At 56.9% G+C, this 14,850-nt stretch carries 14 protein-coding genes; 9 read left to right on the top strand and 5 right to left on the bottom strand.

Annotated elements, in window-relative coordinates; translation table 11 throughout:
• Positions 1 to 131 precede the first annotated feature (131 nt).
• Both mrcB and hrpB read right to left on the bottom strand, forming a co-directional pair.
• Positions 132 to 2,621, bottom strand: coding sequence for a bifunctional glycosyl transferase/transpeptidase (mrcB, locus tag CUN67_RS03600; RefSeq protein WP_208714042.1), 2,490 nt, complete (start codon positions 2,619 to 2,621; stop codon positions 132 to 134).
• A gap of 96 nt (positions 2,622 to 2,717) precedes the next feature.
• Positions 2,718 to 5,195 (bottom strand): ATP-dependent helicase HrpB, encoded by a 2,478-nt coding sequence (gene hrpB, locus CUN67_RS03595; protein WP_208714041.1) that lies wholly within the window; start codon positions 5,193 to 5,195, stop codon positions 2,718 to 2,720.
• Between the two features lie 25 nt (positions 5,196 to 5,220).
• Here hrpB and thpR point away from each other — a divergent pair, with 25 nt between their 5' ends.
• The 9 genes from thpR (at position 5,221) to panD (ending at position 12,257) form a co-directional block, all read left to right on the top strand.
• Positions 5,221 to 5,760, top strand: a complete 540-nt coding sequence (gene thpR / locus CUN67_RS03590; RefSeq protein ID WP_208714040.1) for an RNA 2',3'-cyclic phosphodiesterase — start codon at positions 5,221 to 5,223, stop codon at positions 5,758 to 5,760.
• The gene (gene sfsA / locus CUN67_RS03585) at positions 5,761 to 6,465 is read left to right on the top strand and encodes a DNA/RNA nuclease SfsA (protein ID WP_208714039.1); all 705 of its coding nucleotides are present in this window, start codon (positions 5,761 to 5,763) and stop codon (positions 6,463 to 6,465) included.
• A 245-nt stretch (positions 6,466 to 6,710) separates the two neighbouring features.
• A complete protein-coding gene (dksA, locus tag CUN67_RS03580; RefSeq protein WP_084872798.1) occupies positions 6,711 to 7,166 on the top strand; it encodes an RNA polymerase-binding protein DksA in 456 nt (151 codons plus the stop codon).
• A 72-nt stretch (positions 7,167 to 7,238) separates the two neighbouring features.
• A complete protein-coding gene (gluQRS, locus tag CUN67_RS03575) occupies positions 7,239 to 8,168 on the top strand; it encodes a tRNA glutamyl-Q(34) synthetase GluQRS (protein ID WP_208714038.1) in 930 nt (309 codons plus the stop codon).
• Between the two features lie 39 nt (positions 8,169 to 8,207).
• Entirely contained in the window at positions 8,208 to 9,620 is a 1,413-nt protein-coding gene (pcnB, locus tag CUN67_RS03570) for a polynucleotide adenylyltransferase PcnB (protein ID WP_217621303.1), read from the top strand.
• Positions 9,617 to 10,102, top strand: coding sequence for a 2-amino-4-hydroxy-6-hydroxymethyldihydropteridine diphosphokinase (gene folK / locus CUN67_RS03565; protein ID WP_208714036.1), 486 nt, complete (start codon positions 9,617 to 9,619; stop codon positions 10,100 to 10,102). Before pcnB ends, folK begins: the two co-directional genes overlap by 4 nt.
• 81 nt (positions 10,103 to 10,183) lie before the next feature.
• The gene (panB, locus tag CUN67_RS03560; protein ID WP_208714035.1) at positions 10,184 to 10,978 is read left to right on the top strand and encodes a 3-methyl-2-oxobutanoate hydroxymethyltransferase; all 795 of its coding nucleotides are present in this window, start codon (positions 10,184 to 10,186) and stop codon (positions 10,976 to 10,978) included.
• 15 nt (positions 10,979 to 10,993) lie between these two features.
• The gene (gene panC / locus CUN67_RS03555; protein WP_208714034.1) at positions 10,994 to 11,848 is read left to right on the top strand and encodes a pantoate--beta-alanine ligase; all 855 of its coding nucleotides are present in this window, start codon (positions 10,994 to 10,996) and stop codon (positions 11,846 to 11,848) included.
• Positions 11,849 to 11,876: 28 nt separating this feature from the next.
• Positions 11,877 to 12,257: an aspartate 1-decarboxylase gene (panD, locus tag CUN67_RS03550; protein WP_208714033.1), complete on the top strand. Its 381-nt coding sequence runs from the start codon at positions 11,877 to 11,879 to the stop codon at positions 12,255 to 12,257.
• A 75-nt stretch (positions 12,258 to 12,332) separates the two neighbouring features.
• Here the strand turns inward: panD and CUN67_RS03545 are convergent, their stop codons facing one another.
• The 3 genes from CUN67_RS03545 to hpt all read right to left on the bottom strand — a co-directional run bounded on the left by CUN67_RS03545 (position 12,333) and on the right by hpt (position 14,791).
• Positions 12,333 to 13,103 carry an ABC transporter permease gene (locus tag CUN67_RS03545; protein WP_084872784.1) on the bottom strand — a complete coding sequence of 257 codons (771 nt, stop codon included), beginning with the start codon at positions 13,101 to 13,103 and terminating at the stop codon, positions 12,333 to 12,335.
• Complete coding sequence (locus CUN67_RS03540) at positions 13,100 to 14,026, bottom strand: ABC transporter ATP-binding protein (RefSeq protein ID WP_084872782.1); 927 nt, start codon at positions 14,024 to 14,026, stop codon at positions 13,100 to 13,102. The genes CUN67_RS03545 and CUN67_RS03540 overlap by 4 nt, the downstream gene beginning before the upstream one ends.
• A gap of 228 nt (positions 14,027 to 14,254) precedes the next feature.
• Positions 14,255 to 14,791 (bottom strand): hypoxanthine phosphoribosyltransferase, encoded by a 537-nt coding sequence (gene hpt, locus CUN67_RS03535; protein ID WP_208714032.1) that lies wholly within the window; start codon positions 14,789 to 14,791, stop codon positions 14,255 to 14,257.
• Positions 14,792 to 14,850: the final 59 nt, after the last annotated feature.

The following is a 14,850-nucleotide window of genomic DNA, read 5'->3' as shown; positions in this document are numbered from 1 at the left end:
GCGATATCTCGCAAGATCCGCAAGATATAAAGCCTGATGGCGGTGCGTTTGCCGCAAGTTCGTTCATTTTTGTTACGAAAAAACTGCCATAAAAAAAGGGTGCCGCAGCACCCTTTTTAAATTTCAGCCACTTAGTTGTTGCCGAACATATCTTTGATCCAACCAGCAACGCCGTTGCTGTCTTTCTGTTCTTCCTGCTGCTGCTGTTGCAACTGTTGCTGCTGCTGAACCTGCTGCTGTTGCTGCTGGCACAGGGAGTTCGGATCAAGCGTCCACACCGGCAAGGTGCGCCAGGTGCTGCTGCCGGAGCCGCAGACAAAGTTACCGGCCGAATCAATATTCATCTGGCTGATATCTTCCGGCGGCGTCAATACCAGCGGCATCGGTGCCTGGTTATCGAGGTAACGACGATAAAGCTGCATCGCACCGCTGGCACCGTACAGCTTAGTGGTCTGGTTGTTATCGCGGCCCACCCAGGTGATCGCCACTTCTTTACCATCAATACCGGCAAACCAGCTGTCGATCAGATCATTGGTGGTACCGGTTTTGCCCGCCAGATGCGCATTCGGGAAACGCGCGCCCAGCGCACGCGCCGTACCGTGGTCCGCCACCTGCTGCATGCTGTACAACGTCAGATACGCGGCCTGCGGCGGCTCTACACGCTGTGCCTGCGGGAAACTCTGGTACAACACGGTCCCGTCTTCCGCAATCACCGAACGCACCGCCGACAGCTCAGCACGGTTACCACCACTGGCGATGGACTGGAACGCCTGCGCCACTTCCACCGGCGTCAGGTTAAGCGCACCCAGTAACATCGCCGGGACCGGATTCAGCTGGTCTTTCGGCACGCCAAGTTTGGCCCAGGTATCCACCACCGAATTCAGCCCCAGCGTCATACCGAGGTTGACCGTCGGCACGTTCATGGAATTGGTCAGCGCATCCACCAGCATTACTTTGCCGCTGAAGCGACGATCGTCATTAAGCGGTTTCCAGATGGTGCCGTTCGGCTGTTTCAGCGCGATAGGCTCATCGGCGATCCAGCTGTTAAGACGGTAGCTGTTCGGCTGGCTCAGCGCCGTCAGATAGGTGGCCGGTTTCGCCAGTGAACCGATGGAACGACGCGCCTGCAACGCACGGTTATAACCGGCGAACTGCGGATCAGAGCCACCCACCATGGCGCGGACTTCGCCACTGAAGCGGTCCACCACCACCATCGCGGTTTCCAGATCTTTCAGGCCACGTTGTTTCTTCAGCGTCGGAATACCTTCTTCCACCGCTTTCTCCGCCGCATCCTGGGAAATCGGGTCCAGCGTGGTGAAGATCTTCACGCCGGAGAGATCTTTCACTTTATCACCGAGTTTGGCCTGCAACTCGTTACGTACCATCTGCATAAAGGCAGGCTGTGGGGTAATCACCCCGCCCTTCGGCTGCACGCCCAGCGGACGTGCCGACAGCATGTTGTACAGTTCTTCGTCGATAATCTTTTGCTGCTGCAACAGACGCAACACCAGGTTACGACGCTCCAGCGCCAGCTGCGGATTCCGCCATGGGTTGTACAGCGAAGCACCTTTCACCATCCCCACCAGCATCGCCTGCTGATCGAGGCTCAGCTCATCCACCGGACGACCAAAATAGTACAGACTCGCCAGCGGGAAGCCACGGATCTGATCGTTACCGGCCTGGCCGAGATACACCTCATTGAGGTACAGCTCCAGAATGCGGTCTTTGCTGTAACGCGCATCCATGATCACCGCCATATAGGCTTCACGCGCTTTACGCCACAGCGAACGCTCGTTAGTGAGGAACAGGTTTTTTACCAGCTGCTGCGTCAGGGTACTGCCGCCCTGCACCGCTTTACCGGCGGTGATGTTGGCAAGGAACGCACGACCAATCGAGTACGGGCTGATGCCATCGTGCTCGTAGAAGTGGCGGTCTTCGGTGGCGATCAGCGTATCAACCAGCAGATCCGGGAAACCGGCGCGCGGCACAAAAAGGCGCTGTTCACCGTTCGGGGACTGCAACATGGTGATCAGCCGCGGATCGAGACGGAAGATGCCAAAATCACGCCCGGTATCGAGGTTTTTAATCTCGCTCAGCTCGTTACTGCTGAAACTCATACGCGCACGGATCTGTCCCTCTTTGCCGTCCGGGAAATCAAATGGACGGCGTAACAGATCGATGGTGTTACCTTTCACGCTAAACTCGCCAGGGCGGGTAATGCGCGAGACTTCGCGATATTGCGTGCCTTCCAGCAGCGCAATCATCTCTTTTTTGTCGTAAGGCATTCCCGGTTCGAGGCTGACCATGCGGCCATAAACGGCAGCAGGCAATTGCCACACTTTACCGTCGATACGGCTGCGGATTTCTGAGTCGAGATAGACGCCCCAGATAACCATCACCACCACAAACACCAGGAATAGCTTGATGAACCAGCCTAACCAGCGGCGTTTCGCACGCGGCGGGCGTTTTCCTTTACCTTTACGTGGCACTGGCTCATTCTCCTCATCATCCTGCTGTGTATCATCATCAAGTTCCCTGCGGCGACCCCGGCGCGCGATGCTGCGCGGTGGTTTGGGCTGTTTTCCTTTGCGCCCAATCGGTTCGCGATCGTTCCCAGACATGCTTTTATTCTCCAGGCATAGCTACGGCTGCGCCGTTACTCTAACTGCTTTCTCGTGCTGCGCATGGCAGAACCCTCTGAATTCGATACCAAAGGATCACGATGAAAATTTTTTAGTCCGCCTCGTTGGTAAGGCGTTGGCCGGATCATCCGGCCAGGGATGTTTGGGATAGCGCCCTTTCATCTCTTTCTGTACTTCAGGATATGCTCCACGCCAGAACGCCGCCAGATCACGGGTGATCTGCAAGGGGCGGTGCGCCGGTGACAACAGCTCCAGTACCAGCGGCACCCGTCCATCCGCAACAGCCGGATTGCGCGCTTCACCAAACATTTCCTGAATACGCACCGCTAACGCCGGTGGCTTCTCTGCATCGTAGCGGATCGGCAGGCGGCTTCCGGTCGGCACAGTGTAATGAGTTGGCAACACACTATCCAGCCGCTGACGTTGTGACCATGTCAGCAAATGTAATAATGCGCTGACAAGATTGACGCTCTGCAACCCCTTCAAATCGCGCACCGCACTCATCTCCGGCAGCAACCAGCTCTCCAGCGTATCCAGCAGGGTATCGTCATCCAGTGACGGCCAGGCCTCCTCCGGTAGCCACAACGCGGCACAATGCAAACGCAGGCGCAGCTGTTCCGCTTCCGGCGTCCAGCCCAGCACCGTCAGACCTTTTTCGCGGATCCAGCGCAGCATCGCCGCATGTAACACCTCCGGTTCCGGGCGCGCCAGCGGCTGTGCTTTGAGTACCAGCGCACCCACCACTTCACGTCGCCAGGCGCGCAGCGTCCCTTTCTCTTCATCCCATTCCACATCGGTACGCTGCTCAACCAGATGCGGGCAAAGCTGGCGCAACGCCTCAATATCCACCGGCAACGCCAGCAGGATACGCGCATCGGCCGCGCTGGCCCCCTGTAATAAGGAAGGGGCAATCAGCCATTCGCTGCGGCTCAGGCCGTCCTGCTCATCCAGCATCGCGCCGATGCCGTTCGCCAGCTGATAACGCGCGCTATCGCCACGTCGCTGCGCCAGCCGGTCGGCAAATCCGGCAGCCAGCAGCGCCGGAAAACGATCCGCATCGGCATTGCCGCCGCTGGCGTTGAGACGCTGCTGCCACTGGCGGGCGCGCCGTTGCCACATCGATTGTGGACGATGCAACGCATCGCGCAGGTCAGCACTGCCGCTGCGCGGCGGCTCCTCCAGAATCGCCACCAGTAACGCGGCGCTGGCGATGGCATGCTTATCCTGCCCGGCAGCACACAGGATAGCCGTCAGCCGTGGATCGCTACCCAGCGCTGCCATTTTGCGCCCCGTCGCGTTTAATCGACCGGCCTCATCCAGCGCCGCCAGCCGGGTCAGCAACTCACGCGCGGCACGCAGATGGCGCGCGGGTGGTACATCAAGCCAGCTGAGCTGTGCGGCATCCGCACACCCCCATTGCAGCAGATCGATTTGCAGCGAGGCCAGGTCACTGTGCAGGATTTCCGGCTCACTCTGGGCCGCCGCCCTTAACGCCTGCTCCTGCGGCAACAGATGCAGGCAGATACCGGGTTCGAGGCGTCCGGCACGCCCGGCGCGCTGCGTCATGGATGCCTGGCTGATGCGCTGCGTTTGCAGCCGGGTCACGCCACTGCGCACCTCAAACTGCGCCGCACGCTCCAGCGCGCTATCCACCACCAGCCGGATACCTTCAATCGTCAGGCTGGTTTCCGCGATATTGGTGGCCAGCACCACTTTGCGGCGACCCGGCGGTGACGGCAGAATCGCCCGGCGTTGCGCATCGAGCGATAACGCGCCATATAAAGGAGAGAGATCAACGTCTTCGCTTATCCGCGTCTCCAGTTCGCGCTTCACGCGTTCAATTTCCGCCACACCCGGCAGGAACAACAATAACGACCCATGTTCTTCGCGCAGCAGCTGCGCCACTTCCCGCGCCACCGCTTCTTCAAAGCGCAGCTGGTTATTCAGCGAGGCGTAACGACGGGTCACAGGGAAGCTGCGGCCCTCGGAGGCGATAAACGGGGCGTCTGGCAGCAGGCTGCGCAGACGTTGATTATCCAGCGTTGCTGACATCAGCAGAATTTTCAGGTCATCACGTAGCCCCTGCTGCACATCCAGCAACAACGCCAGCGCCAGATCGGCCTGCAGGCTGCGCTCATGAAATTCATCGAGGATCACCAGAGAAACCCCTTCCAGCATCGGATCGCGTTGCAGCATCCGTGTCAGAATCCCTTCGGTGACCACTTCCAGCCGGGTGTCGGCACCACAGCAATTTTCTCCGCGCAGCCGATAGCCCACGGTGCCGCCCGGCTGTTCGCCGAGTAATTCTGCCAGCCGCTGTGCCACGTTGCGTGCAGCCAGCCGTCGCGGCTCCAGCATGATGATACGGCCGGGTAACTGCGCCTGTTGCAGCAGTTGTAAAGGTAGCCAGGTGGATTTACCTGCGCCGGTGGGTGCCGCCAGCAATACCTGTGACGACTGCGCCAGCGCAGCCAGCAGTTCAGGTAGCACCTCACTTACCGGTAATTCACTCACACTCAACTCCGTTTCTGCCTGTGCTAAGATGGCGCGCATTGTAGCACTCCCCGCAGAGTCCACCATGGCAACGCAACGTCTGTTTTTTGCTCTCGAACTGCCCGCCGCGCTGCAACGCCAGCTGGTGCGCTGGCGGGCGGAGAATTTTGCTGAAGATACTGGCAGGCCAATTGCGGCAGCGAATCTGCACCTGACGCTGGCCTTTCTCGGTGAGGTCAGCGATGAAACTTCGCAGCGTTTACAGCAGCTGGCCGCGCGTATCACGCAACCCGGCTTTGCGCTCGATCTGGATGATGCTGGCCACTGGCCGCGTCCCGGCGTGGTATGGCTGGGCTGTCAGCGCCCGCCGCGCGGATTACTGCAACTGGCAAATCTGCTGCGAGCGCAGGCGGCACGGCATGGTTGTGCACAAAACGCACCGTCGTTTCATCCGCACATCACCCTGTGGCGTAACGCCACGCAAAAAGTGGCACTTCCGCCGCGCGGCTTTCACTGGCGTGTCGATATCAGCCATTTTGCGCTGTTTTCGTCTCGCTTCGAGAAAGGCCGCACCCGTTATCAGGCGCTGGCCCGTTGGCCGCTATCCGCCCCTACAGGAGACTGAATGCTTTTCTCCCCGCCACTCAAACCGGCCCGTTTAATCAGCCGTTATAAGCGTTTCTTAGCGGATGTGATCACCCCCGAAGGGGAAACCCTGACCATTCATTGCGCGAATACCGGTGCCATGACCGGTTGTGCCACGCCAGGCGATACCGTGTGGTATTCCACTTCTGATAGCGTGACGCGCAAGTATCCGCACAGCTGGGAACTGACCGAAACCCAGCAGGGCCACTGGATCTGCGTCAATACCCTGCGCGCCAATCAGCTGGTGAAGGAAGCGCTGATCTCTGCTGCGATTCCAGAATTATCCTCTTATGAGCACTGCCAGCCTGAGGTAAAATACGGCACGGAAAAAAGCCGAATTGATTTTCTGTTGCGGGCAGATGACAGATCAAACTGCTATATTGAAGTCAAGTCCGTCACACTTTTACAACAAGGTAAAGGCTACTTTCCGGATGCGGTGACGGCTCGTGGGCAAAAGCATCTGCGCGAACTCACACAGATCGCGGCAGAGGGCCATCGGGCCGTTTTGTTGTTTGCAGTTCTGCATACGGGGATTGAGGACGTTTCCCCGGCGCGCCATATCGACGCGCAGTACGCGGAACTACTGGTACAGGCGCAGCGGCGTGGCGTGGAAGTATTGGCGTATCAGGCTCACATCTCACCGCTAAAAATGTTACTGACGCGGCCGATAAGGGTAGAGTTGTAATATTCTTAGCAATTTGGTGTGATAGGAATGTTCCGAGCGGTGCGCTAAATACGCTGTTCCTCACAGGCTTGTCAAGGTGCGATCATGAATAATTGCCAACCTTGATTGCTTCTGCTATTTATAGCGGCCTGTTTTTTTCCCTGTTGGGAATCGATAACCCGAAGTAGTTCGTATTGCAGGAAGACGGCCTCGCCGCATGCAATCTGAAGTATCAAGGGTAGTGCGTGTTATCCAGGAGAAACAACATGCAAGAAGGGCAAAACCGTAAAACATCGTCCCTGAGTATCCTCGCCATCGCTGGGGTGGAGCCGTATCAGGAGAAACCGGGCGAAGAGTATATGAACGAAGCCCAGCTGAACCATTTCCGCAAGATTCTGGAAGCCTGGCGCAATCAACTCAGGGATGAAGTCGATCGTACTGTGTCGCATATGCAGGATGAAGCTGCCAACTTCCCGGATCCGGTTGACCGTGCCGCGCAGGAAGAGGAATTCAGTCTGGAACTGCGTAACCGCGATCGTGAGCGTAAATTGATCAAAAAGATCGAGAAGACGCTGAAGAAAGTGGAAGATGACGATTTCGGCTACTGCGAATCCTGCGGTGTTGAAATTGGTATTCGTCGTCTGGAAGCGCGTCCGACCGCCGATCTCTGCATTGACTGTAAAACGCTGGCAGAAATCCGCGAGAAACAGATGGCAGGCTAATGGCCGTGAACAGACTGTCGCCGCACGGCAGGGAAAACCACTGTTTTCCCGCTGTGCGGTGCACATCATAAAATGTCAAACCTTCCCTGTATTGGGCGTTTCGCCCCCTCCCCCTCTGGTGAACTTCATTTTGGCTCGCTGATTGCAGCGTTAGGCAGCTACCTGAGTGCGCGTGCCCAACAAGGGCGCTGGCTGGTGCGTATTGAAGATATCGATCCACCACGTGAAGTGCCGGGTGCCGCTACCCGTATTCTGCAACAGCTGGAACATTATGGCTTGCACTGGGATGGTGAGGTGCTGTGGCAGTCACAGCGCCATGAGGCTTACCGCGCCGCCCTGAACTGGCTGCGGGAACAGCGTCAGAGTTATTTCTGTACCTGCACGCGCAGCCGCATTCAGCAACTGGGTGGTTTTTATGATGGTCACTGCCGCGCTTTGCAGCTGCCAGCGGAAAATGCCGCGCTGCGCCTGCGTCAGCATACGCCGGTATATGGCTTTGACGATGGTCTGCGTGGCCATCTGCTGGCCGATACCCGGCTGGCGGAAGAGGATTTTATTATCCATCGCCGCGATGGCCTGTTTGCCTATAATCTGGCCGTGGTGGTGGATGACCATTTTCAGGGTATGACCGAGATTGTCCGCGGTGCCGATTTAATTGAGCCAACGGTACGCCAGATCGCGCTGTATCAGCAATTTGGCTGGCCGGTACCGGAATATCTGCATCTGCCGCTGGCGGTGAATAGCGATGGCAACAAGTTATCGAAGCAAAACCATGCACCTGCGTTGCCTGCAGGTGACCCCCGTCCTTTGCTGGTGCAGGCGTTAAACTTTTTGGGTCAACCGGTTTCACCCGGCTGGCAGGACGAATCGCTGGAAACCCTGCTTAAGGTGGCGATTAGCCAGTGGAATATCCGTTTGATCCCACTGGAGAACGTCCTGATGCCAGATGAAATGACAACGCCATTCTCAAATGGTTCGCAACAGGCTATGATTAGCCGCTGATTTAACTAACACCACTAATTGTCACTGTCGAGGTGTCCCATTTTTACCCGAGTCGCTAATTTTTGCCGGAGAGTCCTCAAGCGTGACGAGGAGGCGCCTGAAGAGGTGGAAACCGAAAGTCTGATGACCGTTATTCCCCGTGAAAGCCACAACATCTCACGCAAAGATATCAGCGAAAATGCCCTCAAAGTGCTCTATCGCCTGAATAAAGCCGGTTACGAAGCTTACCTGGTAGGTGGCGGCGTGCGCGATTTGCTGTTGGGTAAAAAACCCAAGGATTTCGATGTCACCACCAACGCCACACCGGAACAGATGCGTAAGCTGTTCCGCAACTGTCGTCTGGTCGGACGTCGTTTCCGTCTGGCTCACGTCATGTTCGGACCGGAAGTGATTGAAGTTGCGACCTTCCGTGGCCATCACCAGATAGACGAAGCCGAAGAAGAAGATCGTAACAGCTCGCAGCGTGCACAAAACGGCATGCTGCTGCGCGATAACATCTTCGGCAGCATCGAAGACGATGCCCAGCGTCGCGATCTCACCATCAACAGCCTGTATTACAGCGTGGCGGATTTCAGCGTCCGTGATTACGTCGGCGGTTTACAGGATTTGCAGCAGGGCATCATTCGTCTGATTGGTGACCCGGAAACGCGTTATCGCGAAGACCCGGTACGTATGCTGCGCGTGGTGCGTTTTGCCGCCAAGCTGGAAATGCGCATTGCCGCAGAAACCGCAGAGCCGATTCCTCGCCTGGCCACGCTGTTGCATGACATCCCGCCAGCCCGTCTGTTCGAAGAATCGCTCAAACTGTTGCAGGCCGGTTACGGTTACCGCACTTATCAGATGATGCGTGAATATCAGCTGTTCCAGCCGCTGTTCCCGACGCTGACGCGCGGTTTCACCGAGCACAGCGACAGCCCGATGGAACATATGCTGGCGCAGGTACTGAAAAATACCGATACCCGCATTCAGAATGATATGCGCGTCAATCCGGCGTTCCTGTTTGCCGCGATGTTCTGGTATCCGCAGCTGGAATCTGCTGAGCAGATTGCCCAGGAAAGTGGCCTGACCTATTACGATGCCTTCGCGCTGGCGATGAACGAAACCCTGGATGAAGCCTGCCGTGCGCTGGCCATTCCGAAGCGTATTACCACGCTGATTCGCGATATCTGGCAATTGCAGTTGCGCATGTCGCGCCGTCACGGCAAACGTGCGTGGAAGCTGATGGAGCATCCGAAGTTCCGCGCGGCGTATGACCTGCTGGCATTGCGCGCCGATGTGGAAAATAACCCGGAGCTGCAACGTCTGAGCCAGTGGTGGGGCGAGTTCCAGGCCGCAGCACCGACGCAGCAGAAAAACATGCTGAACACCCTGGGCGACGATCCTGCGCCACGCCGTAAACCGCGCCGTCCGCGTCGCCGTCCTGCCGCGCCACGCAACAACAGCGCGCCATGACCCGTGTTTATCTCGCCTTAGGCAGTAACCTCGCCGACCCGCTGCATCAGGTTGATGCAGCGCTGGCGGCGCTGGATGCGCTACCGCAGACCTCTCGCGTTGCAACGTCATCCCTGTATCGTACTCCGCCTTACGGCCCGCCGGATCAGCCTGATTACCTCAATGCTGTGGTTGCGCTGGAAACCGGGCTGACCGCTGAAACCCTGCTTGACCATACCCAGCGCATTGAACTGGAACATGGCCGGGTGCGCAAAGCCGAGCGCTGGGGTCCACGCACTCTCGATCTGGATATTCTGCTGTTTGGTGACGCCGTGATTAACACGCCACGTCTGACGGTGCCGCATTACGACATGCATAACCGCGCGTTTATGCTGTTACCGCTGCTGGAGATCGCGCCCCAGCTGACTTTCCCCGATGGCACGCCGCTGGCACCGCTGCTGGCTGAGCTCGATCAAAGCGAGATTCGTTTCTGGTCTGAGTGACCCCAGAATCGCACGGCAATCATATCGCCTCCCCTTTCAATCCAGTACACTGCGCCCATCAGAAAATACTGAGAACGTGCGATGAAACCCACAACTATCTCCCATCTGCGTCAGTGGAAAGCCAGTGGCCGCAAATTTGCCACCCTGACGGCCTATGACTTCAGCTTTGCCCGCCTGTTTGCTGACGAAGGCATCCAGGTCCTGCTGATTGGTGATTCACTTGGCATGACGGTGCAGGGCCACGAATCCACCCTGCCGGTGACCGTCAATGATATTGCCTACCACACCGCAGCGGTACGCCGTGGTGCTCCTCAGGCGCTGGTGATGGCCGACCTGCCGTTTATGAGTTATGCCACCCCGGAGCAGACTTTTGCTAACGCGGCCCAGCTGATGCGCGCCGGTGCCAATATGGTCAAACTGGAAGGCGGTGCCTGGCTGGCGGAAACCGTGCAAATGCTCACCGAGCGCGCAGTGCCGGTATGTGGTCATCTCGGCTTAACGCCGCAGTCGGTGAATATCTTCGGCGGCTATAAAGTGCAGGGCCGGGACGCAGCGGGAGCCGAACGCCTGCTGGCCGATGCGCTGGCGCTGGAAGCGGCAGGTGCACAGCTGATGGTGCTGGAATGCGTGCCGGTCGCCCTGGCAGAACGCGTGACGAAGGCACTGACCATCCCGGTCATCGGCATCGGTGCCGGTAACGTGACCGATGGGCAAATTCTGGTCATGCATGATGCTTTTGGTATTACCGGCGGCCATATCCCGAAATTCGCTAAAAATTTCCTCGCGGAAACCGGCGACATTCGCGCTGCGATTCGCCACTATATTGCCGAAGTTGAGGCGGGCAGTTACCCTGCCGCCGAACACAGTTTCCAGTAAATCAGGAGATGTGCAGTGCTGATCATTGAAACACTGCCGATGCTGCGTCACGAGATCCGTCGCTGGCGTCAGGCAGGCAAACGTATCGCGCTGGTGCCTACTATGGGCAACCTGCATGATGGACACATGACGCTGGTCGATGAAGCGCGCGCGCGTGCCGATATCGTGGTGACGTCGATTTTTGTTAACCCAATGCAGTTTGATCGCCCTGACGATTTGGCGCGCTACCCGCGTACTTTGCAGGATGATTGCGAAAAGCTGAATCGCCATGGTGTTGATCTGGTGTTTGCCCCGGCCCCGGCAGATGTCTACCCCAAAGGCCTCGACACCCAGACCTTCGTGGAAGTCCCGGGGCTGTCGTCGCTGCTGGAAGGTGCCGCCCGCCCAGGGCATTTCCGTGGCGTCTCCACCATCGTCAGCAAGCTGTTCAACCTGGTGCAGCCGGACATTGCCTGTTTTGGTGAAAAGGATTTTCAGCAGTTGGCTATTATCCGCAAAATGGTGGCGGATATGGGTTTCGACATCGAGATTGTCGGCGTACCCACGGTTCGTGCCAAAGATGGCCTGGCCCTCAGTTCACGTAATGGTTATCTCACCGCCGATGAGCGTAAACTGGCACCCGGCTTAAGCCAGGTGATGAACAGCATGGCGGAGCGCCTCAGCAACGGCGAGCGCCATGTCGAAGAGATTATCGAAAACGCCGAACAGGCGTTAAGTGAGAAAGGTTTCCGCCCGGATGGGCTGGCGATTTGCGATGCTGAAACCTTGCAGGCGCTGACCGTCGATAGCAACCGTGCCGTAATTCTGATGGCCGCGTGGCTGGGCAATGCGCGCCTGATCGATAATCAGCAAGTGGATCTGACCCAGTAAGGGATCATTTATATAAGGTTGTACCGCCATGATTCGTACCGTATTACAGGGCAAACTGCACCGCGTCAAAGTGACTCAGGCAGATTTGAATTACGAGGGTTCCTGCGCCATCGACCAGGATTTCCTTGATGCGTCTGGCATTCTGCAATATGAAGCCATCGACATCTATAACGTGACCAACGGCCAGCGTTTCTCTACCTACGCCATTGCCGCTGAGCGTGGCTCAAGGATTATCTCCGTCAACGGCGCAGCCGCACGCTGTGCCTGCGAGGGCGACATTATGATCATCTGTTCTTATGTGCAGGTGGAAGATGAAGTCGCGCGTAGCTGGCAGCCGAAAGTGGCCTATTTTGAGGGTGACAACGAGATGAAGCGGATAGCCAAAGCGTTGCCGGTTCAGGTCGCCTGATCCTGATACAAAAAAAGGTCGGGATAAATCCCGACCCTACATGTAGGGTCGCCATTGATGGCGACCTTATCGACCTTAGCTTCTTAAGCCGCGTCCGCGCTGAATCAGCACATACACCACCGCGTAAAACACCACGATAAACGCCACCAGCACCGATAAGGTCAGCTCCAGCGGGACATCATTGATACCGAGGAAACCGTAGCGGAAGCCGCTGATCATATACACAATCGGGTTCAGCTTTGACACCATCTGCCAGAACGGCGGCAGCAGCGTCAGCGAGTAAAAGACCCCGCCCAGATAGGTTAACGGTGTCAGCACAAAGGTCGGAATCAGGCTGATATCATCAAAGGTGCGGGCAAACACCGCGTTCAGCAGACCAGCGAGCGAGAACAGAATCGCCGTCAGCAGCAGCGTCAGCGCCACCATCGACCATGAATACACATGGAACGGCACGAAAAACAGCGATATCGCCGTGACCAGAATCCCGACGCAGACGCCACGCGCCACACCCCCACCGACATAACCGGCGATGATAATGTGCGTCGGCACCGGTGCCACCAGCAACTCCTCAATATTGCGCTGAAACTTGGCGCTGAAGAACGAAGAAGCCACATTAGCGTAGGCGTTGGTGATCACCGCCATCATGATCAGGCCCGGCACGATAAATTGCATGTAGCTGAAACCATGCATATCACCGATGCGTGAACCAATCAGATTGCCGAAAATAATAAAATACAGGGTCATGGTGATCACCGGCGGCACCAGCGTCTGAATCCAGATGCGGGCAAAACGGTTGATCTCTTTGGTCCAGATGCTCTTGAGCGCTACCCAATACAAATGCGTCATGCTTTTGCTCCTGTTTTTCCCTGCACCAGGCTGACAAACAGCTCCTCAAGGCGGTTGGCCTTGTTACGCATACTCAACACCTGCACCCCCTGCGCGCTCAGCTGGCTGAACACGCTGTTCAGTCCCTGTTCACGCATCACTTCGACTTCCAGCGTGGAAGTATCCACCAGACGATACTGGAAGCCCTCCAACTGCGGCAGCGGGCTGCGTGGCGCTAAATCGAGGATAAAGGTTTCCGATTGCAGCTTGGACAGCAGTCCTTTCATCGAGGTGTTTTCCACCAGTTCACCGCTCTGGATAATACCGATATTGCGGCACAGCATTTCCGCTTCTTCCAGATAGTGAGTGGTCAGAATGATGGTGGTGCCTTTCGCGTTCAGTTCTTTCAGGAATACCCACATCGAGCGACGCAGCTCGATATCGACACCTGCCGTCGGCTCATCGAGGATCAGCAATTTGGGTTCATGCATCAGCGCGCGGGCAATCATCAGACGGCGTTTCATACCACCGGATAACATCCGTGCACGCTCGTTGCGCTTACCCCAGAGATCGAGCTGTTTCAGGTATTTTTCCGCACGCAGATTCGCTTCGCGGCGTTCCACACCGTAGTAACCCGCCTGATTAACCACAATCTGTAGCACGGTTTCAAACGGGTTGAAGTTGAATTCCTGCGGCACCAGCCCGAGCTGACGCTTAGCGTTGACCACATCTTTTTCCAGGTCATAGCCAAACACGCGCACGCTGCCGCCAGATTTATTTACCAGCGAGCTGATAATGCCGATGGTGGTGGACTTACCGGCACCGTTTGGCCCCAGTAAGGCGTAAAAATCACCTGCTTCCACGCTGAGATCGATCCCTTTCAGCGCCTGTACGCCGCCAGGATAGGTCTTGATCAGCCCGGAAAGTTCCAGTGCATAAGTCATTGCGAGTCCATACCTTGTTGTAGTGACATCATTGCCTGTTGAAATGATAGTGTGCGCGAGCGGTACGTGCGCGTTCGCTGGGATAAAGGTTGTGAAATCAAAGGAGTCGGGCAGAGTCTATCATTCTGCACGCCGCAGGGAAACGCAGCAGAATGCCCGTCAGCCACTGGCCGACGGGCTGCGCATCTTATCGCAGGCGGGAAAGGTTAGCTTTGGAAGATTGTGCGGTTATTCGTCGAGCAGCACCACTTTGCCGATATACGGCAGATGACGGTAGCGCTGGGCATAATCGATACCAAAACCCACCACGAATTCGTCAGGGATGGAGAAACCGACGTATTCCACCGTCACATCGACTTCACGGCGTTCCGGCTTATCCAGCAGGGTACAAATGGCCAGTGATTTAGGCTCACGCAGGCGCAGGATCTCGCGCACTTTGCTCAGGGTGTTGCCGGAGTCGATGATGTCCTCAACGATCAACACGTCTTTGCCACGAATGTCTTCGTCGAGATCTTTCAGGATCTTCACATCACGGGTGGTGGACATGCCGCTGCCGTAGCTGGAAGCGGTCATAAAGTCGACTTCGTGTGGCACCTCAACGGCACGGCACAAATCGGCCATAAACATAAAGGAACCGCGCAGCAGACCAACCAGCACCATTTCGCTGCCGCTGTTGCGGTAGTGGTCGCTAATCTGCTTGCCCAGTTCGGCAATACGGGTTGCAATCTCCTGCTCAGAGATCATCACGTCTACGGTGTGTTTCATTGCATTCTGCCTGGGTTTGATATCTCAGAAAGCCACGCAGTCTATCATAGTCCATTTAA

The organism is Pantoea cypripedii, assembly GCF_011395035.1.
Taxonomy (GTDB): domain Bacteria; phylum Pseudomonadota; class Gammaproteobacteria; order Enterobacterales; family Enterobacteriaceae; genus Pantoea; species Pantoea cypripedii_A.
Note: the sequence above shows the minus strand (reverse complement) of the source record. Positions and strands in the feature narration are given on the sequence as shown.

Coding starts and splice junctions, on each gene's coding strand:
- thpR (WP_208714040.1), top strand. CDS start 5,221: ATGGCAACGCAACGTCTGTTTTTTGCTCTCGAACTGCCCGCCGCGCTG.
- gluQRS (WP_208714038.1), top strand. CDS start 7,239: ATGTCAAACCTTCCCTGTATTGGGCGTTTCGCCCCCTCCCCCTCTGGT.
- CUN67_RS03545 (WP_084872784.1), bottom strand. CDS start 13,103: ATGACGCATTTGTATTGGGTAGCGCTCAAGAGCATCTGGACCAAAGAG.
- sfsA (WP_208714039.1), top strand. CDS start 5,761: ATGCTTTTCTCCCCGCCACTCAAACCGGCCCGTTTAATCAGCCGTTAT.
- dksA (WP_084872798.1), top strand. CDS start 6,711: ATGCAAGAAGGGCAAAACCGTAAAACATCGTCCCTGAGTATCCTCGCC.
- CUN67_RS03540 (WP_084872782.1), bottom strand. CDS start 14,026: ATGACTTATGCACTGGAACTTTCCGGGCTGATCAAGACCTATCCTGGC.
- folK (WP_208714036.1), top strand. CDS start 9,617: ATGACCCGTGTTTATCTCGCCTTAGGCAGTAACCTCGCCGACCCGCTG.
- hpt (WP_208714032.1), bottom strand. CDS start 14,791: ATGAAACACACCGTAGACGTGATGATCTCTGAGCAGGAGATTGCAACC.
- panB (WP_208714035.1), top strand. CDS start 10,184: ATGAAACCCACAACTATCTCCCATCTGCGTCAGTGGAAAGCCAGTGGC.
- panD (WP_208714033.1), top strand. CDS start 11,877: ATGATTCGTACCGTATTACAGGGCAAACTGCACCGCGTCAAAGTGACT.
- mrcB (WP_208714042.1), bottom strand. CDS start 2,621: ATGTCTGGGAACGATCGCGAACCGATTGGGCGCAAAGGAAAACAGCCC.
- hrpB (WP_208714041.1), bottom strand. CDS start 5,195: ATGCGCGCCATCTTAGCACAGGCAGAAACGGAGTTGAGTGTGAGTGAA.